We start from the raw sequence: 23,906 nt of genomic DNA, 5'->3' as shown, positions 1-23,906 counted from the left end.
CCTTAACGAAATATGATTTTCTCTGGCACACGGACAGGCTGGAGAGAGATTTTGGCTCAGACGGCAGAACAACCGGGGTTCGGAAAGAAGCGTAAGCAGCACGTCCTGATTCTGGCAAGCGGCGACAGGGTAAGGCATCTGACGATACGCCCCTGGATGACTGCCCTCGCCGTTTCCGTGGCTGGCGCTTTGTCGCTCGCCTATCTCGGCGCAACGTCCTACCTTATTCTCAGAGACGATCTGATCGGCGCGACAATGGCGCGACAGACACGCATGCAGCACGATTATGAAGACCGGATTGCGGCCTTGCGCGCGCAGGTGGACCGCGTCACATCACGCCAATTGCTCGATCAGCAAGTTGTTGAAAGAAAAGTCGAAAAACTTCTTGATCAGCAGACCGCCCTCACCTCCCGACATGGGCGCATGAGCGAGTTGATGGAGCGTGCCGAAAATGCCGGCATCACGCCTGCTGCAACTCCCTCGGCCTTCTCGAACGCACTTCTTCCGGAGAAAAGCGCCGACAAGGGACGCGGCGTTTCCGCCATCGAAAAGCTGATGCAGCCCGACAAGGCACCCAAATCCGAAAAGCAGGTGTTTTACGCGCCGGGTAGCGGCGAGACACCTTCCGACCGCGCCGACCGGATTTTCTCCAAAGTCACGCTGTCTTTGAAAGACATCGAACGCCAGCAGATATCGCGAATCGCTGAACTCACCGCCGACGCCGAAAACAAGGCGACAGCGATGCAGGACATCATTCGCCAGGCAGGCCTGAAAATTGACGAAGCCGGAAACCAGGATGTTGGTGGTCCCTATGCCGCCCCGCAACCGGCTGAAAACGACCCGTTCAATGTCTCGCTTGCCAGCCTGGACAACGCCCTCAACCGGCTCGATCTCGTCAAGGAAACCGCAACCGGCATGCCGTTTGGCAACCCCGCTCCCGGCCGCACCATCACCAGCCGCTTCGGCAACCGTCTCGATCCCTTTCTCGGTCGGCCAGCCTTGCATACGGGCATCGACTTTCGTGCCGAGACCGGCGCCAACGTCAAGGCAACCGGCGCGGGTACCGTCACAATCGCTGAAAACTCGGGCGGTTATGGCAATATGGTCGAGATCGATCACGGTCAGGGCGTATCCACCCGCTTCGGTCACCTGTCCGCCATTCTGGTCAAGCCCGGCGACAAGATCGACACCGGCGACGTGATCGGCCGCGCCGGCAGCACAGGCCGTTCCACCGGCCCGCACATCCACTACGAAGTTCGCCGCAATGACGCGCCAGTCGATCCGATGCGCTTTCTTGTTGCCGGATCGGAGCTGAAAACATATCTCAAATAAGAGTAGCGATTTTATCGCGGATTTTTCTCTTGTTTTAGACAATCTCCGGAAAATTGCTTGAAAGCGCATGTAGCTTGGCCTGCATGACGTCTTTAAAGCACAATCACCCGTTGTTTCCTTGACTTTCAGGCGTTTTAGGCATATCCCCGCGCCACAGTCTTGCAGGCGCTTTCGCCGCATGCGGGCGTTCTTATTGAACCAGAACGGAAAAAGTTCTTCCTTTGACAACATTCTCTGATCTTGGCCTGAGCCAAAAAGTTCTTTCCGCTATTGCAGATGCCGGCTACACAACGCCGACGCCCATTCAGGCGGGCGCTATTCCGCCTGCGCTGGAAAGACGCGATATCTGTGGCATCGCACAGACCGGAACGGGGAAAACGGCTTCCTTCGTTCTGCCGATGCTCACCCTTCTGGAGAAGGGCCGCGCACGCGCCAGAATGCCGCGTACGCTGATTCTCGAGCCGACGCGCGAACTCGCAGCGCAGGTTGCCGAAAACTTCGAAAAATACGGCAAGAATCACAAGCTGAACGTCGCGCTGCTGATCGGCGGCGTCTCCTTCGAAGAGCAGGACCGCAAGCTTGAGCGTGGCGCAGACGTGTTGATCTGCACCCCCGGCCGCCTTCTCGACCATTGCGAGCGCGGCAAGCTTCTGATGACCGGTGTCGAAATTCTCGTCATCGATGAAGCCGACCGCATGCTGGACATGGGCTTCATTCCGGACATCGAGCGCATTGCGAAGATGATTCCATTTACCCGCCAGACGCTGTTCTTCTCGGCAACCATGCCGACGGAGATCCAGAAGCTTGCGGACCGCTTCCTGCAGAACCCGGCCCGTGTTGAAGTTGCCAAGCCTTCTTCCACGGCAAAAACGGTCGCCCAGCGCATCGTTGCTGCGCACAACAAGGATTATGAGAAGCGCGCCATGCTGCGCGACCTGATCCGCGCCGAAGAGCAGGAACTGAAGAACGCCATTATCTTCTGCAACCGCAAGAAGGATGTCTCCGAGCTGTTCCGCTCACTCGACCGGCACGGCTTCTCGGTCGGCGCGCTGCATGGCGACATGGATCAGCGTACGCGCATGACCATGCTGCAGAACTTCAAGGACGGAAACCTGAAACTGCTCGTCGCGTCCGATGTCGCGGCACGCGGTCTGGATATTCCTGACGTCAGCCACGTCTTCAACTTCGACATTCCGATCCATTCGGAAGACTACGTTCACCGCATCGGCCGTACCGGCCGCGCTGGACGGTCGGGTAAGGCCTTCACCATCGTCACCAAAAGCGACACGAAATATCTCGACGCCATCGAAAAACTGATCGGCGAAAACATCGAGTGGCTGAACGGCGACCTTTCCGCCCTGCCCGCTCCCATGGAAAGCCATGACAACGGTGGACGTCGCGGCAACAAGGAACGTGGCGGCAAGGGTCGCGACAAAAACCGTCGTGACAACACGCAGCAGAACGAAACAATCAACAAGGGCGCACAATCCGCAACGGAAGCGGATGTCGCGGTTCACGGAGAAGACAAAGTGAAGGCAGAACGCAAAGCGGAAAAAGCGCCCCGTCATTCCGATCGCCGCAGCCCTGGCCACGCCAACGACGACAACCGCGACCGTCGCCGTCATTACCGTGACCACGACGATGGCCCGACACCGGTTGGCTTCGGCGACGACATTCCGGCATTCATGCTGATCGTGGCAAACGCCAAGAGCTGATCTGCCGGAAGGGCAAACGATGACCTCTCCAGGCAAACCGGGCCTCGATTTTCCTGGCGTCGGCGCGGGTCTCGTTATTCTGCGCGATGAAAAACTGCTGCTTTGCCGGCGCGTAAAGGCGCCGGAAGCGGAACACTGGAGCATTCCAGGCGGAAAAGTCGACCATATGGAGCCGGCTCATATCGCGGCAAAACGCGAGGCCGAAGAGGAAACGGGGCTGGCGATCGGCCAGGTGGATTTCCTCTGCCACAGCGAACTGGCGCTGGCCTCCGATAACCAGCACTGGGTTTCCCTGATATATCTAGCTCGCGATTTCCAGGGCGAGCCCACATTGACGGAACCGGACAAACTGTCCGAGATCGGCTGGTTCGCACTGGATCAGCTTCCGGAACCCCTCTCCGCCTTCGCAAAAGACGCATTGACGGCGCTCAAGCACCACCCGGTCCATCAGAGTTAGGGTACGGCGCAGCACGTCATAGAAGTGCGCGCTTGAAAATTCATGTAGAAAGCAACCGGCAACCATTTGCGTCATGGCCTCGGCGAGTGACGATTCGCGCCCGGATTGCAGCAGGCCTCACGACAGACGATCAGACACCGGAAATGCGTACCGAGATTGCGCAGGGAGCTCTTTTGACGAAAAACATGTCGGAAGCTTCAGCTTTTGCAGGGCTGGAACAACACAACCCAGAGTTGCCTCATATTATCCCGCGTAAAAAACCGCTTCAGTTGCCCGAAGCGGTTGGTACGTAATAAAAAAGGATAGAATATCGAGTCCAATATAGTCTGGCAGTGCTTATATTCGGAACACTTCCGAGGCTCAAAAGAGCCAATTTCAGTCGTCCCCTGAAACACCTATATCTAAGCGAAACATTTACTTTTCGTCAAGCACATCTTCTCGCAAATGCGAAAAAACCAGAGAAAACTACGCGACTGCGAAAGAAAAAATGAGCCATTACAAAAATAAATCAATAGATTAACCAAGTGAAAACAAAATGGGCATTTTTTTCGGCTGCACTGTAGAAAGCAGAAATGTAATCTTGCCAGATACAATCTTCAGGTTATATCGCCCTCGCGTTACAGTTTTATAAACTAAAAAACGACCATCGCACATTCAAGTATACTTAAATATTCATGTATCCTGATTTTCACTTGCAAAGAGGCGATGCGAACAGGACTGAAGATCAGCTTTTCCTCTACCTGGTGAATTTCAACAACCCTGGCGCGTCCGAACCCGAATCTTTGTGCCCGAAACATTGACCCGGGAAAACATTTCGGTAGCCGGTATCAGCTTATGGTCGCTTTGACGTTATTTTTCCTTTTGAAAACGCGATCCTGCCGATAAACAATCAGACCGTGAAAATAGGATTTCGATCACGTGATGCGTTCTCTTTGCCTGCTGCCCTTTATCGCCAGTCTTGCCTTCGCGGGCGCAGCAAGCGCGGCAACAATTGGCATTGTCGCTCCCCAGAATGGTCCGTTCGAACTTTTGGGACAGCAGATCCGGCAGGGCGCAAAGGCGGCAGCGGCCAAGCTGGGTCTCGATGTGATCGAAATTCATGAAAGCTGCGAAGACGGCAGCGGCGGCGCCATTGCTGATGGGCTCGTTGCCGCCAAGGTCAGCGCGGCAATCGGTTTCCTGTGCACCGAAACGCTGCAGGGCGTCCTGCCACCGCTCAAGTCTGCCGCCATACCGGCCATCACACTCTCCAGCCGTGCGCCCATCCTGATGGAAGACGCCCTGAAATATGGCTGGCCACTGTTTCGTTTCGCCCCGTCCGACAAGGCGGAATCCGATAAGGTGGCTGAAATCATCCTGCGCGACTGGAAGGGTCACCCCATCGGCCTGGTCGATGACGGCACGATATACAGCCGCGAACTTGTTGACCGGGTTCGCTCCGCCCTCGAGGAAAACGGCCTGAAGCCGACGCTGGCCGACACCATGCGCCCCACCCAGGAACAGCAGGTCGCACTGGTGCGCAGGCTGGCACGAACCGGGGTGACACATGTATTCGTTGGCGCAGAGCGCAACGATGTCGCCATCATTGCAAGAGATGCCGGCACGGAGAACATTGCCCTGACGATCATGGGTGGCGATGCGATGGCCGCAGCCAACAACCCCGTCGCCCTCCCCCCCAATGTTCTGGCCGTAACGCGCCCAGCCTACGACACCCTGCCTTCTGCCCAGGCAGTGACGGGTGAATTGCGGGCGGCAAACATCGAACCCGAGGGTTATGTCCTGCCGTCTTACGCAGCGACAGAGCTGACGGCAGCGCTTGTTGAAATGGTGCAGGCGCAAAACAAGCCGGCGTCCGAACTTCTGGCAAGCGGCACCGCATTCAAAACCGTCATTGGCGACATCGCTTTCAACCCTTCGCACGAGTTTGCGGCGAACCCATACGGCCTGCAACGTTGGAACGGCCAACGCTTTGAGCCGACCGAGAGGGCGGAAAAGCAATAGTTGGCCACGCCACCTAAAAAACCCGTCCGAACCGGCTGTAAAGCCGTTTCAAAGGGCATCGCTTGATGTTAAAGGCACCGCAGCAAACGCGCTGAGAGGAGTATGCCCATGTCCCTGCCCATCCGGATCGCCCCATCCATTCTGGCATCCAATTTTGCCAAGCTGGGACAGGAGGTCGCGGACGTTACGGAGGCCGGCGCGGACTGGATTCACCTCGATGTCATGGACGGCCATTTCGTTCCCAACATCTCCTTCGGCCCCGACGTCATCAAGGCACTGCGCCCGCACAGCAAGGCATTCTTCGACTGCCACCTGATGATTGCGCCCGTAGACCCCTATCTGGAAGCCTTCGCCAAGGCAGGCTGTGACAGCATCACCGTACATGCCGAAGCCGGACCGCATCTGCACCGTTCGTTGCAGACCATCCGCTCGCTCGGCAAGAAGGTTGGTGTGACACTCAATCCCGCCACACCGCTTTCGGTCATCGAAAACGTTCTTGATGATGTCGATCTGATCCTCATCATGAGCGTCAATCCGGGCTTTGGCGGTCAGAAATTCATTCCCGCCATGCTCGACAAGATCCGAGCAACCAAAACGATGATCGGTGAACGTCCGATCGAACTCGAAGTTGACGGCGGCGTGACGGTTGAGACCGCACCTGCTATCATCGCCGCTGGCGCCAACGCCCTCGTGGCGGGCTCGGCCGTGTTCAAGGGAGATGGCGTCGACGACTACCGCAAGACGGTTGCCGCATTGCGCGCTGCCGCCGAAACGGGACGTCGCTGAACCCCATATGTCGCCCTGACCGCTCGGGGCGACATGCGACCATGCCGACAGCAACCCTGCAAGTGCTTCTAGAGTGCTTTGATGCGTAACGACGGTCAGCATTTTTACGACAGGTTTCCCGGAGTGCTCGCCCTGTCGTTTGGCGCGGTGGCATGGGGCATCTGTTCGTCGGCAACGGCATCGGTCGGCCTCTATCTGCAGAACAGGCTCGAAACCGACAATTTCCTTACCATCGCAGTGCTGTTCTTCGTCGGCGGAGTGCTCGGCTGGTTGGTCGCCGCCGCCGCATTCTGTGTCGTGCCACCAGCAAGCCCGAATGCCATCCGCTTCGGCACGGCCTTCATCCTGGTGGCCATCTCCACATTTCTTGTCACCGCCCTCATCTTCGCTCTGCAATACCGCGTCTTTTATGCGCAGTGGCACGCACCCGTCTTCTCGCGCATCTGGTTCTTTCAGCAGCTCTTCACGTCGCTTGGCGCCATCTACCAGTTCTCGGTCATCGGTCTTCGCCTGTATTTTCCTTATGCGCTTTTGCCGATCCTTCTGGCCAGCGCCATACTTTGCCGCCGCACGCATTGAGATTGCCGGAACACTTTGCTAAACGGGCAGCAAATTTCCTCCACAAAGAAAGCCCTTGCCATGATCCCTCGTTACTCCCGGCCGGAAATGGTCGCTATCTGGTCGCCGGAAACAAAATTCCGCATCTGGTTCGAGATTGAGGCCCATGCCTGCGACGCGCTGGCCGAAATCGGCGTCATTCCGAAGTCCGCAGCTAAGACGATCTGGGAAAAGGGCGGCAGCGCCAACTTCGATGTGGCGCGCATCGATGAAATCGAAGCTGTAACCAAGCACGACGTCATTGCCTTCCTGACGCACCTTGCCGAATTCGTCGGCCCCGACAGCCGTTTCGTGCACCAGGGCATGACCTCCTCCGACGTTCTCGACACGACGCTGAACATTCAGCTCGTTCGCGCCGCTGACCTGCTTCTGGCCGACATGGACCGGCTGCTGGCCGCGTTGAAGACACGCGCTTTCGAACACAAGAACACGGTGCGCATCGGCCGCAGCCACGGCATTCATGCCGAGCCGACCACGATGGGCCTGACATTTGCCCGCTTCTACGCGGAGATGGATCGCAACCGCGCCCGCCTCGTCAACGCCCGCGCTGAAATTGCCACTGGCGCCATCTCCGGCGCCGTCGGAACATTCGCCAACATCGATCCTTCCGTGGAAGAACATGTCTGCAAAGCGCTCGGTCTTGCGCCGGAGCCGGTTTCGACCCAGGTCATTCCGCGCGACCGCCACGCCATGTTCTTCGCGATCCTTGGCGTCATCGCCTCGTCGATCGAAAACGTCGCGATCGAAATCCGCCACATGCAGCGCACCGAAGTGCTGGAAGCCGAAGAGTTCTTCTCTCCGGGCCAGAAGGGTTCTTCGGCCATGCCGCACAAGCGCAACCCCGTGCTGACCGAGAACCTGACGGGTCTTGCCCGCCTGGTACGCATGTCGGTTGTTCCGGCGCTGGAAAACGTTGCCCTCTGGCACGAGCGTGACATCAGCCACTCCTCCGTGGAGCGCGGCATCGGTCCCGACACCACCATCACCCTCGACTTCGCGCTGAACCGTCTGGCCGGCGTTATCGAGAAGCTGGTGATCTACCCGGACAACATGCTGAAGAACATGAACAAGTTCCGCGGTCTGGTACATTCGCAGCGCGTTCTCCTGGCGCTCACGCAGGCAGGCGTGTCTCGTGAAGACGCATATCGCCTTGTCCAGCGCAACGCCATGAAGGTCTGGGAACACGGCGCAGACTTCCTTGAAGAGCTTCTGGGCGACGACGAAGTCCGCGAAGCTCTTTCCGAAGAGGTTATCCGCGAGAAGTTCGACCTCGGCTACCACACCAAGCACGTCGACACGATCTTCAAGCGCGTCTTCGGCAACGCTTAAGAACAAAATCAGAAAAGATAGTAACGGCGCGATCTTGATCGCGCCGTTATTGCAACACAGATATGGGCCCATGAAGGTTTCAGAAGCAGATATTCTTATTGTACCCGGTTACACCAATTCCGGCCCCGACCACTGGCAGAGCCGTTGGGAGCGCAAGCTTTCCACAGCGCGCCGGGTTGAGCAGGCGGAATGGTCAAAACCGGTAAAGGAAGACTGGGTGGCAAGGCTGGTCGAAGAGGTCAACGCCTCAACCAGACCGGTTGTCATCGTTGCCCATTCGCTCGGCGTTCCAACCGTGATCCATGCCCTGCCCGAGATTGGCAAGAAGGTAACGGGCGCACTTCTGGTTGCCCCGCCTGACGTCGCCAACGATGCGATCAGGCCGAAACACCTGATGACGTTTGGCCCCTACCCGCGCGATCCACTGCCGTTCCCGACCATCACCATCGCCAGCAGGAACGATCCGTTCGGCTCTTACGAACATGCCTACGAAATTGCTGCGGCCTGGGGTTCGCTGCTGATCGATGCCGGAATGTCCGGACATATCAACGCCGAGTCCGGCCATGGCCCCTGGCCGGAAGGTGGCATGGTCTTTGCGCAGTTCCTGAGCAAGCTGAAGCCTACCGAAACCTGATCGCAGGCTTCTTCCGGCGCCTGTAACGAGAGCAATCAACGCGCGAATATTCGCTGACGCGCGTTGCTGCCCTTTTCTCTTCTGTATCAGAATTCGACTTGCGCCGCGCCCGAAGCGGCCCTATCCATTGGTCGTAAGACTATGCAACTGTTCACAACCGACCCTTATTTATATTAGACATGTTGCAAACACCGGATTTCCTGTAGATTGACATTTCGCAACTTTCGGTAACGCCGTCGTGAATTTAACGATAGATTAAACCGGCAACGTTACAGTTAACCTTCGTAGAAGGCGCGTGAAGAAAATTATTTAATATCAAAGACATCTCAAAATGGGCCGGATCGATTGAGCGTAAATCGTGTTCTCAGTGCCATATTCGAAAGCCTACCGGTTCCGACGCTGGAACTGGGCAAGGATGGCCAGGTATTGCAGATACCTGAACACGCTCCTCTTTTCACCGCACTGCCAGACAAGACCAGCATATTCGGTCTCGTCCACAAGGATCACCATCCAGCAATCAAGGCCGCACTCGCCAATCCAGAGCAGCAATTGCCCTTTTCCGCCGATGTCCGACTTGCCACTGTAGACGGCGCACAGGACGTTTTCGTCGTATTGTCCATCGGCAGGATGGAAGTGGATGGAGAACAGCGGCTTTTTGCTCAGCTGACCGATGTCACCAGTCAGAGACGACGTGAAAACGCCATCGCATTCCGCGAAAAACGCTGGGATAGCGCGCTTGTCAGCGCCGGTCTCGGTGTCTGGGACCAGAATTTCGCGACCGGTGAAATGTACGGCTCCGACATCTGGCGCCAGATCCGCGGCATCAGAAACGACAGCGAGCTGGAAACTGATTTTGAGCGCTGGGCGCAAAAAATACACCCCGACGACAGGGAACATACCCTGCATTGCATCGAACGCCAGAACGCCGGTGACCCAGCCTATGCTGTGTTCGAATATCGCGAGCGCCACGAGGACGGCCGCTGGGTCTGGATCGAGTGCCGGGGCGCCTGTGTCGAACGTGATGAAAACGGCAAGCCTGTGCGTATTGTCGGCACGGATGCGGATATTTCACAGAGAAAAGAAACCGAACATCAGGTCGAGCGCATTTCGCGGTCCCTGAAACTTGCACTCGAAGCCTCTCAGGTCGGCGTGTTCGTGGCGAATTTCGATACCGGCATCACCGTATGGGATGACCGCATGTACGAGATCATGCAGATCGAACGATCGGAAACCATAGCGGTCGGCGGGCTCTGGGAAACCCGCGTTCATCCCGACGATATCGAGCGCGTCGAAAAGAACGTCGAATACCATGTCGCGCGGATGATCCCGTTTTCGGAAGAGTATCGTGCCATCATGCCGGATGGTTCGTACCGTTATATTCGCGCACGCTCTCTGCCGTTCATCGATTCCGATGGTCAGAAGAAGATGATCGGGGTGAACTGGGACGTCACCGCCGACGTGGCGCTCCGCAATGAACTGGAACGGGCCAAGACGCTTGCCGAGGCGCGCAACCGCGAACTCGAAACGGCCAAGACCAGGATCGAGTACAACGCCACCCACGACGATCTGACAGACCTGCCGAACCGCCGTTATCTCGATGCCATGTTCGACGGTTTTGCCAGGGAAAGTTTCGCCGACGGCAAGGGTGTCGGGGTTCTCCACGTCGACCTCGACCGCTTCAAGCAGATCAACGACACACTCGGTCGCAAGACCGGTGACATGATGCTGAAGCACATCGCCGCGCTTTTGAAAAAGAACGCGCGCAATGCCGATTTTGTCGCCCATGTCGGTGGCGACGAATTCGTTGTCATCTCCCGGTTCTCAGGCAATCAGCGCAAGCTCGCATTGATGGCCGACCGGTTGATCAAGGAAATTCGAAAGCCCGTGCACTTTGAGGGGCATGTCTGTCGCCTCGGCGCCAGCATCGGCATTGCCAGCAGCTATGGTCTGACGTCGGACGCCAAGCAGATACTGCTCAATGCCGATATTGCCCTCTACAACGCCAAGAAGCGTGGCCGGAACCGCTACGAATTCTTTTCCGCCGATACGCAGGACATTCTCATCAACACCAAACGCATGTCCGATGACATCCTGCTGGCGCTCGAACGAGATGAATTCATCCCCTTTTACCAGTTCCGTTTCGACGCCCAGACACTGGACATTGCCGGCGTGGAAACACTGGCACGCTGGCAGCACCCGGAAAAAGGCATCCTGACACCTGATCGTTTTCTCGCGATCGCCGAGGACCTCGATGTCGTCTCGTCAATCGATGCGATGATGCTCGACAAGGCGATCAAGGATTTCAAAGCCTGGGATATGGCCGGTCTCGATGTTCCGAATATTTCCGTCAACGTCTCGTCGCGACGCCTGCATGACCCCGGACTGATGAAGTCGCTGTCCAATGTCGATATCCCGCCCGGCTCGGTATCTTTCGAACTGCTGGAATCGATATTCCTCGACGATAGCGACGAAGTGGCGATTTCGAACCTGCGCCAGTTGCGAGACATGGGCATTGATATCGAGATCGACGATTTCGGCACCGGCCACGCCTCCATCGTCAGCCTTCTGAAAGTCAGTCCGAGCGTACTGAAAGTCGACCGGCAACTGGTGCGCACAGCACCGCAATCGTCCGAACAGCGCAAGTTGCTGACATCGATCATCGACATCGGCCGCTCGCTGGGCATCAAGGTTGTTGCCGAAGGTGTGGAAACGGCAGCCCATGTCAGGGTGCTGCAGAAGCTTGGCTGCGACTACCTGCAGGGCTATGCGCTGTGCCGGCCATTACCGCAGCAGGCAATCATCCCGTTCGTCCAGTCGCAGCCCTGGCGGCAACTGAACCTGGAAAGCCCGGGACCAACGCGCAAGCGCGCTTTTTGAGGCGCTTTCCCCTTTGCCATCGTGAAAACATAATTTTTCTTCGCTGATGGATGTCGCGTTCGTGGCATTCGTCTTCACGACGAATGAGATATTCATGAAGCACCGCTGCTGAAAAATCGTGACCGACGGTATCATTCAGGCGTAACCTGCAGCAGACCATAAGAATCGAAGGGAAGATATGCCGCCCGCATTGTAGAATTCTCTCTTTTCCGTTATGGGACCGCTTCAAAGACAGAAACGCAACGCCGACAGAATCGGCGTCAACCAAGAGACCTGCTAATATGAATCGTCGCCGCCGTATCTACGAAGGCAAGGCCAAGATCCTTTACGAAGGTCCGGAGCCGGGAACGCTCATCCAGTTCTTCAAGGACGATGCGACCGCCTTCAACAAGAAGAAGCACGAAGTCATCGACGGCAAGGGTGTGTTGAACAACCGCATCTCTGAATATGTCTTTACCCATCTGAACAAGATCGGCATTCCGACGCACTTCATTCGCCGCCTCAACATGCGCGAGCAATTGATCCGGGAAGTCGAGATGATCCCGCTTGAGGTCGTCGTGCGCAATGTCGCCGCCGGCTCGCTATCTAAGCGTCTTGGCATTGACGAAGGCGTTGTTCTTCCGCGCTCGATCATCGAATTCTATTACAAGTCCGATGCACTTGAAGACCCGATGGTCTCCGAAGAGCACATCACGGCTTTCGGCTGGGCAAATCCTGCCGAGCTTGATGACATCATGGCACTGGCGATCCGCGTCAACGACTTCCTGTCCGGCCTGTTCCTTGGCGTCGGCATCCAGCTCGTCGACTTCAAGATCGAATGCGGCCGCCTGTTCGAAGGCGACATGATGCGCATCATTCTCGCTGACGAGATTTCTCCCGATAGCTGCCGTCTGTGGGATATCGAGACCCAGGAAAAAATGGACAAGGACCGTTTCCGCCGTGACATGGGCGGACTGCTGGAAGCCTATTCCGAGGTCGCGCGCCGGCTTGGCATCATCAATGAAAACGAACCGATCCGCGGCACTGGCCCGGTTCTGGTGAAGTAACTGCCGTTTTAAGTGAAATCAGGAGAAGATCAGGTGATCAAGGCACGGGTGACTGTTACGCTGAAGAATGGCGTTCTCGATCCGCAGGGCAAGGCAATCGAAGGCGCGCTCGGCAGCCTCGGTTTCGAAGGTGTGGGCCAGGTCCGTCAGGGCAAGGTGTTCGACCTCGAAGTCGGCGGTACAGACAAGGCCAAGGCCGAAGCCGACCTGAAGGCAATGTGCGAAAAACTGTTGGCCAACACGGTTATCGAAAACTACGCCATCGCTATTCTCTAAGCTGAGGAGCCGCCGTCCATGAAATCCGCCGTCGTTCAACTTCCCGGCCTTAACCGCGACCGCGACATGATCGCCGCCCTGACCAAGATTTCCGGCAAGGCGCCCGTGACCATCTGGCAGACGGAAACGGAAATTCCCGATGTCGACCTGATCGTCATTCCCGGTGGCTTTTCCTACGGTGACTATCTGCGTTGTGGCGCAATCGCTGCACGTATGCCGGTCATGCAGGCCATTCGTGAAAAGGCTGAAAAGGGCGTCAAGGTTCTTGGTGTCTGCAACGGCTTCCAGATCCTCGTCGAAGCCGGCATGTTGCCGGGTGCATTGATGCGCAACGCATCGTTGAAGTTCGTCTGCCGCGAAGTGAAGCTCGAAGTCGCCAACAACGACACCGAATTTACCCGCGCTTACGACAAGGGCCAGATCCTGCGTTGCCCGGTTGCTCACCATGACGGCAACTACTTTGTCGAAGCCGACGAACTGAAGGCCCTGGAAAACAACGGCCAGGTCGTTTTCCGTTATGCCGAAGGCACCAACCCGAACGGCTCGCTGAACGACATTGCCGGCGTGATCAACGCCAAGGGCAATGTTCTCGGCATGATGCCGCATCCGGAAAACCTGATCGAAGCTGCCCATGGCGGCAACGACGGACGCGGCCTGTTCGCATCGGCGCTCGGCGTCATCGCGGCCTGATCCGGCACAAAGCCCAAAGGGCCGACAAGATACAGAGTGGCGGGACCGGTTCCGCTATCCGCCGCTCCCGCCTGTTCTCATTTTTCGGATAAACGTGATGAGCCGCCTGCTTCGCTTTACTTTCAGCCGTGCCGCAGGTCTGACGCTTGCCGCCCTTGCCCTCGCCGCTTGCCAACCCAAGCCGCAGCCGGTCAGTTCCGTTTCCCACGCAGCATTGCCGACCATGGAGCGCATCGCGCTCGGCGCCAATGCCTGCTGGTTCAAATCCGGTGACCCGGCATTCAAGTCCTACCGCCTTGCACCCGAACTGAATTCCTTCTCCGGCCGCCCGCGCATTCTTCTCGTGCCGCGCAACAGCCCGGAATCCAGACCGATGCTCGTCGTTCAGGCGGAAGGCAATCCGGCAAAGCTCGATGCTTTCGGTCCTGTGATGAATGAGGGTATGTCGTCTCGCATTGCCGCCGACGTCAAGCGTTGGGCAAATGGCGGCAAGGGTTGCTGATCTAACAGCCTTCCGCACATAAAAAGACCCGCCAGGCCGGTTGGGATTGGCATGGCGGGCCTGCCGATGGCATTAAGGCGCCGGGGAAAGAAGGCGCCGCTCTCCGGCAGAAAATCAGCAGGCACCGGGCAGCAGAACCTGATATGGTCTGTTGGTGATCCGCTGACAGAAAACTAAAGGGATCGCGAAGGCCAGTTGAGAAGATCGGCCTTGCTTGCCTCCCTCTGGGCCTCCTCACGCGTCAGACCGATATCAAGCAATTGCTCATCGGACAATTCGCGCAGGGCAAGACGGCCCGACCGCTTCATGAACCACTGAGATGTGCGCACAATGACGCGACCAATAAACGTGCGGGCGATCCTGGCCGGAAACGGCGCCGGTGCAACCATGTCACCGGCATCGCGGAACACGCGTTCCCGTTCGTAACCGTCAGGATAAATTGTATCCATTGTCGAAAGGTATTGATCCATCTTGCGCATATTGCACCTATTGTCTCCATTTATGTTCACATTGAACGCAAACAATAAATACAATTGACTCATAGACAGATACAATGCATAAATTGTCACCATGACAAATTGGCTTCCAGACATCACCAAGGGCGATGGCCCGATTTATCTCCGCCTTGCAGACAGCATTGAAGGCGCGATTTCGGATGGCACGCTTGGCGCCGGCACAAAATTGCCGCCACAACGCAACCTCGCTTACGACCTGGGCGTGACAATCGGTACAATCAGCCGGGCCTATGCGCTGATACACGAGCGCGGGTTGGTCAGTGGCGAGGTTGGCCGCGGCACCTATGTCAACGAACGAAAATCTCCCACACCGCAGACCCAGGCCACGCCGACAACGGCAGCCTTCGGTGGAACACGCCACGGGCTCGACGTTAAGGGCGAATTCCGCATGAACACGACGGCCGCCCCCGATATCGGCCAAAGCGCATTGATCGGCGCGCATATCGGTGAGATTGCCCGAGACTGCCCTTCCGAGATCACCAATTACATCAGGGCATTGCCGGATAGCTGGTGCATCGCCGGCGCGCGCTGGCTGTCGCAGAATGGCTGGTCCCCCAAGCCGGAAAACATCGTCTCGACGCTCGGTGCGCATGCGGGCGTGATGAGCGTCATTACCGCCATGACTGCGCCCGGCGACCGGATTGTTTTCGAGCCCCTCACCTATTCGCACATCAGCCGCAGCGCGGCCCTTGCCGGACGGCGGGTGACGCTGGTCGAAGCGGATGACAAGGGCATCGTTCCCGAAGATTTCGAGCGGGTCTGCGCCCAGCAGCACCCGAAGATGATCTTTCTGATGTCGGCCGGACAGAACCCCACTTGCGCCACCTTGCCGGAAGAGCGGCGGCGGATGATTGCCGACATCGCCCGCAAATACGGCGTCTGGATCATCGAAGACAATTTGTACGGCGCTATGACCCGCGAAGAAATTCCGCTTATCGCTGAGTTCGCGCCGGATATGACCTTCGTTGTGGGAGGCCTTTCCAAATCTGTTGCAGCCGGTGTTCGCGGTGGATGGGTGGCCTGCCCCGCGCAATTTTCATCGCGAATCCGCATCTCGCATTCGATGATGACTGGCGGATTGCCGTTCATGCTGGCGGAATTGAATGCCCGCCTCGTCAACAGCGGTGACGCGCACGATATCCGCAGGGACTGTCTTGCCGAGATCAATCAGCGCGAAGCGATCGCCAGAAAGGTTCTTGCCGGCATGGAGTTCAATTCCCTGCCGGATATTGCCTTCCTCTGGCTGAAGCTGCCTGAACCCTGGCTTTCCGGGACATTCCGCAGCGCTGCCGCGCGAGAAGGCGTGCTGATCGATGATGAGGACGAGTTCAAGGCCGGCAGAGCCGAGAAGGTCTATCACCGCGTCCGTATCAGCTTCTCCGGCCCCTCGACGCAGCAGGAAATGACCGAAGCCTTCGGCATTCTGCGTCGCCTGCTCGACAATGGTTCGGCCGGATATGAAAGCGTTGCCTGAGCCGATCTGATGGCAACAGAGTCTTTCGCGCAACAGCAGGCGGAATTCGAAAACCGGATCATTTCCTAACCCCGCGAATCTGGCATCCTCCGCCTGATCAGAGCGGGGGTTGATTCGATGGTTGCATTCGGTTCCTTTTCCGCCAGGCGCGCGATCGCTATGGCTATGATGTCTGCCCTTTTGCCCATTGCTGCAGTGACGGGGGCGCAGGCTGCCGAAGGAACCGTGTTCGACGAGTTGCGGTTTGGCGCAACGGCTTCCGTCTCCAATCCGGACAATGGCGGCGAAGATGGCGTATTCCCCGCCTTTACCGCATATTTCGACCCCTTCGCCAACGCTTCGGCCGTCACGCTTGGTCAAAAGCTTGCCCGCCCCCGCCTCCACATCGGCACTGAAATTGGCACCGATGGCGCTGCCAACACCATTTTCGGCGGGGTGAACTGGACCTTCGATCTCAATCCGAAAATCTTCATCGATCTTGGTTTTGGCGGGCTGTGGCATGACGGCAAGCTGAAAAACGGCCCCGGCGAAACGGGACCTGAGTTCGGCTGTCGGGCGCTTTTTCACGAATACGCCGCGATCGGCTATCGCTTTGACAACAACTGGAACATTTCGGCCCAGATCGAGCACGCATCACACGCCAATCTTTGCGACGGCCCCAACGACGGACTGACGCGAGTGGGCCTGATGGTCGGTTACAAGTTCTGAATAAGGGCATAAAGCGGCGATTTGCTGGGTTTATCGCGCATTTTCCTGTCGCGCCAATCAGCCTCTTGCGCTAAAGAACCGGAAACTTCCCTCGGCTCGAACCGCGTGAGACCTATGTCGATTCCAAACTCCATCAAGATCACCCCGGAACTCGTTGCATCCCACGGGCTGAAGCCCGACGAATACCAGCGTATCCTCGACCTGATCGGACGAGAGCCCACTTTCACCGAGCTCGGCATCTTTTCCGCCATGTGGAATGAGCACTGCTCCTACAAATCGTCGAAGAAGTGGCTGAAGACGCTGCCGACCAAGGGGCCGCGCGTCATTCAGGGACCGGGCGAAAACGCCGGTGTCGTGGATATCGATGACGGCGACTGCGTCGTCTTCAAGATGGAAAGCCACAACCACCCGTCCTACATCGAACCTTACCAGGGCGCGGCAACCGGCGTCGGCGGCATTCTGCGCGACGTGTTCACCATGGGCGCGCGTCCGATCGCAGCCATGAACGCGCTGCGCTTCGGCGCTCCGGATCACCCGAAGACCCGTCACCTTGTCGCAGGCGTCGTTGCAGGCGTTGGCGGCTACGGCAACTCCTTCGGCGTTCCGACCGTTGGTGGCGAAGTGGAATTCGATCCGCGCTATAACGGCAACATTCTGGTCAACGCATTCGCTGCCGGCCTTGCCAAGTCCGACGCCATCTTCCTTTCCGAAGCCAAGGGCGTTGGCCTTCCAGTCGTTTACCTTGGTGCGAAAACCGGCCGTGACGGCGTGGGTGGTGCAACGATGGCGTCTGCCGAGTTCGACGAGTCCATCGAGGAAAAGCGCCCGACGGTTCAGGTCGGCGACCCCTTCACCGAAAAGTGCCTGCTGGAAGCCTGCCTTGAACTGATGAAGACCGGCGCGGTCATCGCAATTCAGGACATGGGAGCGGCTGGCCTGACCTGCTCGGCTGTTGAAATGGGCGCCAAGGGCGACCTCGGCATCGAGCTTGACCTGAATACCGTGCCGGTGCGCGAAGAGCGCATGACGGCTTACGAAATGATGCTGTCCGAAAGCCAGGAGCGCATGCTCATGGTGCTCGAGCCCTCCAAGGAAGACGTTGCCAAGGCGATCTTCGTCAAGTGGGGTCTGGACTTCGCTATCGTCGGCAAGACCACCGACGATCTGCGTTTCCGCGTTCTGCATAACGGCGAAGAAGTTGCCAACCTGCCGATCAAGGATCTCGGCGATCAGGCTCCGGAATACGACCGTCCGTGGACACCGGCCAAGGTTGCCGCACCGCTTGCGGAAAACGACGTGCCTGCGGCCGATGTTGCCGATGCGCTCGTTTCGCTGATCGGTTCTGCCAACAACTCGTCGCGCCGTTGGGTCTACGAACAGTACGACACGCTGATCCAGGGCAACTCCCTGCAGCTTCCAGGCGGTGACGCCGGTGTGGTGCGCGTTGAAGGTCATGACAAGAAGGCACTTGCCTTCTCCTCCGACGTAACGCCGCGTTACGTTGAGGCCGACCCATTCGAAGGCGGCAAGCAGGCCGTTGCGGAGTGCTGGCGCAACATCACGGCAACCGGCGCTCTGCCGCTGGCTGCCACCGACAATCTGAACTTCGGCAACCCGGAAAAGCCCGAGATCATGAGCCAGCTCGTTCATGCCATCAAGGGCATCGGCGAAGCCTGCAGCGTGCTGGAATTCCCGATCGTTTCGGGCAACGTCTCGCTCTATAACGAGACCAACGGTCAGGCGATCCTGCCAACTCCGACCATTGGCGGCGTCGGCCTGCTGAAGGACTGGGGCAAGATGGCTCGCATTCGTTTTGCTGCGGCTGATGAAGTCATTCTTCTGATTGGCGCACCTGTCGGCCTCGGCAGCCATATTGCCCAGTCTGTCTACATGCGTGACATTCACGGCCGTATCGATGGCCCTGCCCCGCATGTCGATCTCGCTGCCGAAAAGCAGAACGGCGATTTCGTTCGTTCGCTGATTGTCGACGGACTGACGACTGCCGTTCACGACTGCTCGTCCGGTGGTCTGGCGCTCGCCGTTGCCGAAATGGCAATTTCGTCCGGTATCGGTGCAACTGTCGATGCGGTTGAAGGCCATAATCCGATCCTCACCTTCTACGGCGAGGACCAGGGTCGCTATGTTCTGACGGTCAAGACATCAGACCTCGAAAAGGTCGAGGCGGCTGCCAAGACATCGGGCGTTTCCTGCCAGAAAATCGGCGTTACAGGCGGCTCCAGCGTAAAGCTGGGCACGGCGCGTGCTGTCGAGATTAAAGAATTGCACTCGGCCTATGAATCGTGGTTCCCTGAATTCATGGACGGCGAAACTCTCGTCGCTGCAGAATAATCAAGGAGAAACACCATGCCCATGAAACCCGGCGACATTGAAGACATGATTAAGGCGGGAATCCCCGGGGCAAAGGTCACGATCCGCGATCTGGCCGGTGATGGCGATCATTACGCGGCGGAAGTCGTCGCTGACGCATTCAAGGGCAAGACCCGCGTGCAACAGCACCAGATGGTCTACGACGCATTGAAGGGCAACATGGGCGGCGTTCTGCATGCCCTCGCCCTTCAGACATCTGCGCCTGAGTGATCTGCCCGCAAGATGAAACTCAAAGGCCCGCGTGACATCTCACGCGGGCCTTCTTGTTTTCAGAGCTGAAATGGCGTTGCCGCTTAGAGGACGGGGGGCTGCTGCGACTCCAGCCCGGCAAATGACGCCACCGGCAAAGGCCCGGCGGTCATCAAAGTAAAATCGAATCCCGACTTGCGATCCGGACCGAGCACATATTGCCTGTGCATGCGCAGGAAGTTGCGCTTGTTCTTCTTGTAGCGCTCCGTCGAGAGCGAATGCTTGAAGCGGATCGGCACGATGGTGGGCTGCTGCGCATCCTCATGGCCCGCTAGATGGGCCGTATTGCAGCGATAAAGATGAATGGGGTCGGTCAGGCACTGAATGTCGAACCATGTCACCTCCGGGTGATGCGCAACCTTTCCGATGCTCTGCCGCAGCCGCGTTGCACTCGACAGGAAGGCGCATTGCAACGCAGCCCCGCCAAGGGTCGAGAAAGACAGCTTGCGGCCCTTGAGGGCATCCGGCTGCAATTCCAGCACCCGTCCGATCACGGCCAGTGCGAGACTTGCACCCATGCTGTGAGACACGACGAGAATTTCTTCGGACGGCTGTTCAAGGGCGAGAAGCACCGCCTGCGCTTTGTCCTCGATCCATTCACGCGCCAATGGGTCGTCCCTGCCCACGGCAAGCGCAAACCGCCAGTCGGCGTAAAGATGCAGGGTATGGAAACGCTCCGCAAACGGCAGGAATGCTTTTACGAAGAACAGCGCCGCAACCGGCACGCTCAGCAGACAGAGCCAGGCGGAAAGGCCGAACAGCCAAGGCAGAAAGGTGATTGCCACAGTCGCGGCACCACCTGCCAGCATCAGGAGAAACGGGAAAATGAAAAACAGTCCAAACCGCCAGGCATAGCGGAAGTAACGAACGGCAGCGCCTTCGGCGATGATCCCTGCTCCGGCCTTGAAGCCAGAGGCGACCTGCTGCGCGACAGACGTGCTGCGCAGATGCGAAATGATGTCGTTGTGATCGTAGACGAAAATGGAGGAACGCGTGTTTTTCTCGCCTATGCGGGCATCAACCGTGAAATGGTCGCCGGCCGGTGTGCTCTCCAGCTTGCCCACCTCATAGGCCACGTCCCAGGTCTTGCCGGCAAGGGCAGCGGCACGTTGATACCGCAGATGGTGGGCAGCCGCATCGAGAGGATCGAAACCGGGAAAATAAAATACCAGCCGTGACTGCACAGTCGCCATAAACAAAGAACCTTTGGGTTTGAAATACCCAAAAGGATCGCTTGATACAGTGGGTGACGCACGTATAGTAAAAATCACGACCGAAATATGGTAGATTTTGCAGGCGGTGAAAATTTGTCCAAGATCGTAGATGAGCTCGTTGGCGGCGTCATGAAGGGCGCCATGGCTGAGATTCTGAAAAAGACGGGCGTCAAGAAAACCCGCCGCACAAAGCGCAGGACCAAGAGCACCACCTCGCTAGCGGGCGGTATTGTCGGCTCGATCATCGAGGCGGCGCTCGGCGGCAGCTCATCCTCCACTGCCAAGCGTAAACCTGCCAGAAAGCAGGTCAGCAAACGCCGAACCGCCTCCTCGCGCAGCAAGCAGAGAAGCCGCTAAGGTACGAGTTCGAAAATCTGACCCGACGGGTTTGCAACTGCCGCAGTTTTTTAGCCGCGGTGGGTGGAAATCGCGTCGCGACATGTTATTTAAGAACAAAGACAAAGCAGCGGCCTTGACCCGCATGTTGAAAGGATTTGGCCCATGAGCGGCATCAACGACATGATCGACAACGAAGTGAAGAGCAACGATGTGGTGCTGTTCATGAAGGGCACCCCGCAGTTCCCGCAGTGTGGTTTCTCCGGCCAGGTCGTTCAGATTCTCGATTATCTCGGCGTCGACTACAAGGGCATCAACGTGCTTGCCGATGCCGATATCCGCCAGGGCATCAAGGACTACTCCAACTGGCCGACCATTCCGCAACTCTACATCAAGGGTGAGTTCGTCGGTGGCTGTGACATCGTAAGAGAGATGTTCCAGTCCGGTGAACTTCAAAACCATTTCCAAGAACAGGGTATCAGCGTCCGCGGCGCGGCCTGATTTCGGCCGGGAAACCGGCCCACTCTGATTGTCAGAAAACTATGCCAGGCGTTGCGTCATGCAACGCCTTTGCCGTTATTTTGGGGCAAACTCTGTGACAAATCTTTCACAATCCACCGCTTCGCGCGCAGGCTCGATGGGGCGCACGGAATTTATTGGCCTGGCCGCAATGCTGATGGCGCTCAATGCACTGGCCATCGACATCATGCTGCCCGGCCTTCAGGAAATCGGCGCGTCGCTTGGCGTCGAGAACGAAAACCATCGCCAGTATGTCATTTCCGCCTATCTTCTCGGTTTTGGTATCGCCCAGCTTTTCTACGGCCCCATTTCGGACCGTTTCGGGCGCCGCAAGCCGATGTTTTTCGGTCTGGCTATCTACATCGTTTCAGCCATCGCCGTTGTTTTTGTACCGTCCTTCTCCGGCCTGCTCATGCTGCGCTTCATCCAGGGCATCGGCTCGGCGGCAACCCGCGTCATCACAGTGTCGATCGTCCGTGACATCTATGGCGGCCGCCAGATGGCCGAAGTGATGTCGCTGATCATGATGGTCTTCATGGTTGTGCCTGTCATCGCGCCGGGCACCGGCCAGATCGTGCTGTTCTTTGGTGACTGGCACCTGATCTTCGCCTTCATGGCCGTCATCGCAGCCGTGGTGACCGCGTGGATGTATTACCGTCTTCCCGAGACACTGCACCCGGATGATGTACGCCCCCTGACGGTTCGCTCGGTTATCGGCGGCTTCAAGATCGTCCTCACCAACCGCATTGCGCTCTGTTACACACTGTCCAGCACCTTCATCTTCGGCGCCCTGTTCGGCTTCATCAACTCCGCAGAGCAGGTCTACAAGGGCATTTACGGGCTCGGTGCATGGTTTGCGGCCGCCTTCGCCGGCGTCGCATTGTTCATGGCGTTCTCGTCCTTCATCAATGCCCGGCTGGTCGGCAAGTTCGGCATGCGCAAGCTCTCGCACGGGTCGTTGCTTGGCTTCATCGCCATCACCTTCCTGTGGCTGCTGGTGCAGGTTCTGGGGCCGGAACCGATGCCGTTCGCGATCTTCATCGTGTTCTTCGCGCTCGCCATGTTCCAGTTCGGCTGGATCGGCTCGAACTTCAACTCTCTGGCGATGGAACCGCTGGGTCACGTCGCTGGAACAGCCTCGTCGGTCATCGGCTTCATGGGCACAGTCGGCGGTTCGCTGATCGGTGCCGTTATCGGACAGGCTTTCGACGGCACGGCGCTGCCAATGGTCGCCGGCTTCTTTGTCGTCTCGATCATCGGCCTGATCTTCGTGCTGATCGGTGAAAAGGGCGTGTTATTCCAGGCCCACAACAAGCCGACGCGATAAGAACGCATTTCATCAAAAAACGAAGGGCGCGGGAATGTCTTCCCGCGCCCTTTTCTTTTGGAAGATACCGTCTTCAGACGGTGAAGATCTTCTCACGCAGCAACTCCCAGGTTGCCTGATCGGGAGCAAGCAGCAGCCCGCCGTCGACATGGCTCGGCAGATAAGCCGAACCGTCCAGACGTGCCGCATAGGCGCCGGCTTCCTGCGAAATCAGCGTACCCGCCAGGTGATCCCAGGGCATTAGCTTGTTGTACATCAGGAAGTGCATGTGACCGCCGCAGAACAGGCGATATTCATGTGCCGCGCAACGATAGCTGGTGAACAGGCGCACATCGGCAAGGTTCAACAGCACCTTGCGACGAGTTTCGATATCGAAATAGCCGGTGTTGGCAATGCCGATCATCTGCGACAGCTCAGGCGCCGGGACGACCGACATCTGCGTCTGTGCACCGTCTGCGCTGCAGAGCCACGCGCCGGAGCCCTTCTCGGCAATCACCCAGTCATTGCCCATCGGATCGAAGATAAGGCCGGCAATGGTCTCGCCCTTGGAAACGACGCTCATCATCACGCCGAAGAGCGGCAGACCGGATGCGAAATTGTAGGTGCCGTCGATCGGATCGACCACAACGGCAAGATCGGCATCGGCGATTTTGCCAAGCAGCGACGCGTCCGCCGCAACCGCTTCCTCACCGATAAAGACCGCCTGCGGCATGATCTCTTCGACACGGGCGCGGATCAGGCGTTCAGCGGCCTCATCGGCTTCGGTCACGAGGTCGATCGCCTCGGTTTTGATACGCACGTCGCCATCGCCCAGATTACGGAACCGCGGCAGAATTTCCACCGCTGCCGCTTCCTGAAGCGTGGTGGCTAGTGCTGCAATGTCGAGTTCGATACTCATGGGCGTCATCCTTCC

24 protein-coding genes are annotated in these 23,906 nt (G+C 57.8%); 21 read left to right on the top strand and 3 right to left on the bottom strand.

Translation table 11 applies throughout. The features are described 5' to 3' along the window. Positions 1-51: 51 nt before the first annotated feature. From ACIQT8_RS00515 to ACIQT8_RS00450, 14 genes are all read left to right on the top strand, one after another. Positions 52-1,332 (top strand): M23 family metallopeptidase, encoded by a 1,281-nt coding sequence (locus ACIQT8_RS00515; protein WP_400962255.1) that lies wholly within the window; start codon positions 52-54, stop codon positions 1,330-1,332. A 221-nt stretch (positions 1,333-1,553) separates the two neighbouring features. Then, positions 1,554-3,047: a DEAD/DEAH box helicase gene (locus tag ACIQT8_RS00510; protein ID WP_400962252.1), complete on the top strand. Its 1,494-nt coding sequence runs from the start codon at positions 1,554-1,556 to the stop codon at positions 3,045-3,047. A 19-nt stretch (positions 3,048-3,066) separates the two neighbouring features. Next, positions 3,067-3,504 (top strand): NUDIX domain-containing protein, encoded by a 438-nt coding sequence (locus ACIQT8_RS00505; protein ID WP_400962250.1) that lies wholly within the window; start codon positions 3,067-3,069, stop codon positions 3,502-3,504. Between the two features lie 32 nt (positions 3,505-3,536). Further along, on the top strand, positions 3,537-3,797 hold the full coding sequence (locus ACIQT8_RS00500) for a hypothetical protein (RefSeq protein WP_400962247.1): 261 nt from the start codon (positions 3,537-3,539) through the stop codon (positions 3,795-3,797). 628 nt (positions 3,798-4,425) lie between these two features. Next, on the top strand, positions 4,426-5,505 hold the full coding sequence (locus ACIQT8_RS00495; RefSeq protein ID WP_138793928.1) for a branched-chain amino acid ABC transporter substrate-binding protein: 1,080 nt from the start codon (positions 4,426-4,428) through the stop codon (positions 5,503-5,505). Positions 5,506-5,613: 108 nt separating this feature from the next. After that, entirely contained in the window at positions 5,614-6,291 is a 678-nt protein-coding gene (gene rpe, locus ACIQT8_RS00490; protein ID WP_138793870.1) for a ribulose-phosphate 3-epimerase, read from the top strand. Between the two features lie 81 nt (positions 6,292-6,372). After that, entirely contained in the window at positions 6,373-6,870 is a 498-nt protein-coding gene (locus ACIQT8_RS00485) for a hypothetical protein (protein WP_400962244.1), read from the top strand. Between the two features lie 60 nt (positions 6,871-6,930). Continuing rightward, the gene (gene purB / locus ACIQT8_RS00480; RefSeq protein WP_400962241.1) at positions 6,931-8,238 is read left to right on the top strand and encodes an adenylosuccinate lyase; all 1,308 of its coding nucleotides are present in this window, start codon (positions 6,931-6,933) and stop codon (positions 8,236-8,238) included. Positions 8,239-8,308: 70 nt separating this feature from the next. After that, positions 8,309-8,872, top strand: a complete 564-nt coding sequence (locus ACIQT8_RS00475) for an alpha/beta hydrolase (RefSeq protein WP_400962239.1) — start codon at positions 8,309-8,311, stop codon at positions 8,870-8,872. 345 nt (positions 8,873-9,217) lie between these two features. Further along, positions 9,218-11,749, top strand: a complete 2,532-nt coding sequence (locus ACIQT8_RS00470; protein ID WP_400962237.1) for an EAL domain-containing protein — start codon at positions 9,218-9,220, stop codon at positions 11,747-11,749. 281 nt (positions 11,750-12,030) lie between these two features. Beyond that, a complete protein-coding gene (gene purC, locus ACIQT8_RS00465) occupies positions 12,031-12,795 on the top strand; it encodes a phosphoribosylaminoimidazolesuccinocarboxamide synthase (protein WP_138793874.1) in 765 nt (254 codons plus the stop codon). 33 nt (positions 12,796-12,828) lie between these two features. Next, positions 12,829-13,071, top strand: coding sequence for a phosphoribosylformylglycinamidine synthase subunit PurS (gene purS / locus ACIQT8_RS00460; RefSeq protein WP_138793875.1), 243 nt, complete (start codon positions 12,829-12,831; stop codon positions 13,069-13,071). A gap of 18 nt (positions 13,072-13,089) precedes the next feature. Further along, positions 13,090-13,761, top strand: coding sequence for a phosphoribosylformylglycinamidine synthase subunit PurQ (purQ, locus tag ACIQT8_RS00455; RefSeq protein WP_138793876.1), 672 nt, complete (start codon positions 13,090-13,092; stop codon positions 13,759-13,761). 97 nt (positions 13,762-13,858) lie between these two features. Next, positions 13,859-14,263, top strand: a complete 405-nt coding sequence (locus tag ACIQT8_RS00450; protein WP_138793877.1) for a hypothetical protein — start codon at positions 13,859-13,861, stop codon at positions 14,261-14,263. 173 nt (positions 14,264-14,436) lie between these two features. On the opposite strand, the gene ACIQT8_RS00445 is transcribed toward ACIQT8_RS00450, so the two are convergent. Continuing rightward, positions 14,437-14,742, bottom strand: a complete 306-nt coding sequence (locus tag ACIQT8_RS00445; protein ID WP_400964316.1) for a DUF1127 domain-containing protein — start codon at positions 14,740-14,742, stop codon at positions 14,437-14,439. Between the two features lie 91 nt (positions 14,743-14,833). Here ACIQT8_RS00445 and ACIQT8_RS00440 point away from each other — a divergent pair, with 91 nt between their 5' ends. The 4 genes from ACIQT8_RS00440 to ACIQT8_RS00425 all read left to right on the top strand — a co-directional run bounded on the left by ACIQT8_RS00440 (position 14,834) and on the right by ACIQT8_RS00425 (position 19,558). Next, a complete protein-coding gene (locus tag ACIQT8_RS00440; protein WP_400962231.1) occupies positions 14,834-16,252 on the top strand; it encodes a PLP-dependent aminotransferase family protein in 1,419 nt (472 codons plus the stop codon). 117 nt (positions 16,253-16,369) lie between these two features. Next, complete coding sequence (locus ACIQT8_RS00435; RefSeq protein ID WP_400962228.1) at positions 16,370-16,960, top strand: acyloxyacyl hydrolase; 591 nt, start codon at positions 16,370-16,372, stop codon at positions 16,958-16,960. A 114-nt stretch (positions 16,961-17,074) separates the two neighbouring features. Next, on the top strand, positions 17,075-19,309 hold the full coding sequence (purL, locus tag ACIQT8_RS00430; RefSeq protein WP_400962225.1) for a phosphoribosylformylglycinamidine synthase subunit PurL: 2,235 nt from the start codon (positions 17,075-17,077) through the stop codon (positions 19,307-19,309). A gap of 15 nt (positions 19,310-19,324) precedes the next feature. Next, positions 19,325-19,558, top strand: a complete 234-nt coding sequence (locus ACIQT8_RS00425; protein ID WP_003516012.1) for a BolA family protein — start codon at positions 19,325-19,327, stop codon at positions 19,556-19,558. 83 nt (positions 19,559-19,641) lie between these two features. Here the strand turns inward: ACIQT8_RS00425 and ACIQT8_RS00420 are convergent, their stop codons facing one another. Then, the gene (locus ACIQT8_RS00420; protein ID WP_400962221.1) at positions 19,642-20,790 is read right to left on the bottom strand and encodes a hypothetical protein; all 1,149 of its coding nucleotides are present in this window, start codon (positions 20,788-20,790) and stop codon (positions 19,642-19,644) included. A gap of 114 nt (positions 20,791-20,904) precedes the next feature. Between ACIQT8_RS00420 and ACIQT8_RS00415 the strand changes: the two genes are divergently transcribed. From ACIQT8_RS00415 to ACIQT8_RS00405, 3 genes are all read left to right on the top strand, one after another. Beyond that, positions 20,905-21,168, top strand: coding sequence for a hypothetical protein (locus ACIQT8_RS00415; protein WP_400962218.1), 264 nt, complete (start codon positions 20,905-20,907; stop codon positions 21,166-21,168). Between the two features lie 144 nt (positions 21,169-21,312). Next, positions 21,313-21,648, top strand: a complete 336-nt coding sequence (grxD, locus tag ACIQT8_RS00410) for a Grx4 family monothiol glutaredoxin (protein ID WP_138793884.1) — start codon at positions 21,313-21,315, stop codon at positions 21,646-21,648. Positions 21,649-21,784: 136 nt separating this feature from the next. Then, complete coding sequence (locus ACIQT8_RS00405; RefSeq protein ID WP_138793930.1) at positions 21,785-22,993, top strand: multidrug effflux MFS transporter; 1,209 nt, start codon at positions 21,785-21,787, stop codon at positions 22,991-22,993. 73 nt (positions 22,994-23,066) lie between these two features. On the opposite strand, the gene ACIQT8_RS00400 is transcribed toward ACIQT8_RS00405, so the two are convergent. Beyond that, the gene (locus ACIQT8_RS00400) at positions 23,067-23,891 is read right to left on the bottom strand and encodes an inositol monophosphatase family protein (RefSeq protein WP_138793885.1); all 825 of its coding nucleotides are present in this window, start codon (positions 23,889-23,891) and stop codon (positions 23,067-23,069) included. Positions 23,892-23,906: the final 15 nt, after the last annotated feature.

It is taken from the genome of Agrobacterium sp. NPDC090273, assembly GCF_044772305.1.
Classification (GTDB): Bacteria; Pseudomonadota; Alphaproteobacteria; order Rhizobiales; family Rhizobiaceae; genus Agrobacterium.
The sequence above is the reverse complement of the archived record's forward strand: the minus strand, read 5'-3'. Positions and strand labels throughout refer to the sequence as shown.

Bases quoted from the DNA above. Each gene is read 5' to 3' on its own strand.
- ACIQT8_RS00505 (WP_400962250.1), top strand. From the start codon at position 3,067: ATGACCTCTCCAGGCAAACCGGGCCTCGATTTTCCTGGCGTCGGCGCG.
- ACIQT8_RS00495 (WP_138793928.1), top strand. From the start codon at position 4,426: ATGCGTTCTCTTTGCCTGCTGCCCTTTATCGCCAGTCTTGCCTTCGCG.
- rpe (WP_138793870.1), top strand. From the start codon at position 5,614: ATGTCCCTGCCCATCCGGATCGCCCCATCCATTCTGGCATCCAATTTT.
- ACIQT8_RS00485 (WP_400962244.1), top strand. From the start codon at position 6,373: ATGCGTAACGACGGTCAGCATTTTTACGACAGGTTTCCCGGAGTGCTC.
- purB (WP_400962241.1), top strand. From the start codon at position 6,931: ATGATCCCTCGTTACTCCCGGCCGGAAATGGTCGCTATCTGGTCGCCG.
- ACIQT8_RS00475 (WP_400962239.1), top strand. From the start codon at position 8,309: ATGAAGGTTTCAGAAGCAGATATTCTTATTGTACCCGGTTACACCAAT.
- purC (WP_138793874.1), top strand. From the start codon at position 12,031: ATGAATCGTCGCCGCCGTATCTACGAAGGCAAGGCCAAGATCCTTTAC.
- purQ (WP_138793876.1), top strand. From the start codon at position 13,090: ATGAAATCCGCCGTCGTTCAACTTCCCGGCCTTAACCGCGACCGCGAC.
- ACIQT8_RS00450 (WP_138793877.1), top strand. From the start codon at position 13,859: ATGAGCCGCCTGCTTCGCTTTACTTTCAGCCGTGCCGCAGGTCTGACG.
- ACIQT8_RS00445 (WP_400964316.1), bottom strand. From the start codon at position 14,742: ATGCGCAAGATGGATCAATACCTTTCGACAATGGATACAATTTATCCT.
- ACIQT8_RS00440 (WP_400962231.1), top strand. From the start codon at position 14,834: ATGACAAATTGGCTTCCAGACATCACCAAGGGCGATGGCCCGATTTAT.
- ACIQT8_RS00435 (WP_400962228.1), top strand. From the start codon at position 16,370: ATGGTTGCATTCGGTTCCTTTTCCGCCAGGCGCGCGATCGCTATGGCT.
- purL (WP_400962225.1), top strand. From the start codon at position 17,075: ATGTCGATTCCAAACTCCATCAAGATCACCCCGGAACTCGTTGCATCC.
- ACIQT8_RS00425 (WP_003516012.1), top strand. From the start codon at position 19,325: ATGCCCATGAAACCCGGCGACATTGAAGACATGATTAAGGCGGGAATC.
- ACIQT8_RS00420 (WP_400962221.1), bottom strand. From the start codon at position 20,790: ATGGCGACTGTGCAGTCACGGCTGGTATTTTATTTTCCCGGTTTCGAT.
- grxD (WP_138793884.1), top strand. From the start codon at position 21,313: ATGAGCGGCATCAACGACATGATCGACAACGAAGTGAAGAGCAACGAT.
- ACIQT8_RS00405 (WP_138793930.1), top strand. From the start codon at position 21,785: ATGGGGCGCACGGAATTTATTGGCCTGGCCGCAATGCTGATGGCGCTC.
- ACIQT8_RS00400 (WP_138793885.1), bottom strand. From the start codon at position 23,891: ATGAGTATCGAACTCGACATTGCAGCACTAGCCACCACGCTTCAGGAA.